The 791-nt window shown below is 50.7% G+C and carries 1 protein-coding gene; it reads left to right on the top strand.

Annotated features, from left to right (window positions below):
• On the top strand, positions 1-718 hold a 718-nt coding region (locus R7Q46_RS26365), incomplete at its 5' end, for a flagellar basal body P-ring protein FlgI (protein ID WP_318078108.1).
• Between the last annotated feature and the right edge of the window lie 73 nt (positions 719-791).

The raw sequence follows: 791 nt of genomic DNA, 5'->3' as shown, positions 1-791 counted from the left end.
AGGTCTAGACGGTCAAGTTTATGCGGGTGCACAAGGTAACGTAGTGGTGAGCGGTTTCAGTGCTGAAGGCGCTGACGGTTCAAAAATTGTTGGTAACAACCCAACCGTTGGTCTTATCTCTAGTGGTGCGACGGTAGAGCGCGAAATTCCAAACCCATTCGGTCGTGGTGATTACATTACTTTCAACTTGCTTGAATCTGATTTCACGACCGCACAACGCATGGCGGATGCGGTAAACAACTTCCTTGGCCCACAAATGGCTAGCGCAGTCGATGCGACGTCGGTACGCGTGCGTGCCCCGCGTGATGTCAGCCAGCGTGTGGCGTTTTTGTCCGCGATTGAAAACCTAGAGTTTGACCCAGCTGATGGCGCGGCGAAGATCATTGTTAACTCCCGTACTGGCACGATTGTCGTTGGCAAACACGTGCGTCTTAAGCCTGCGGCAGTGACGCATGGTGGCATGACTGTCGCCATCAAAGAAAATCTAAACGTTAGCCAACCAAACGGCTTCTCTGGCGGCCAAACGGTCGTGGTGCCCGATTCAGATATCGAAGTGACGGAAGAAAAAGGCAAGATGTTCAAATTCGAGCCGGGTTTGACGCTGGATGACCTAGTACGTGCGGTGAATGAAGTGGGCGCAGCACCTTCTGATTTGATGGCCATCTTACAAGCATTGAAACAAGCTGGTGCCATCGAAGGCCAGTTGATCATCATTTAATGGTTAGGAGGTTGCGATGATGAAGAATCCTAACGATATCGGTTTTATTCACGACATTAGCTCACTCGATAGC

The sequence above is a fragment of the Vibrio sp. 811 genome (assembly GCF_033339195.1).
This window is presented reverse-complemented; position numbering and strand designations above follow the sequence as displayed.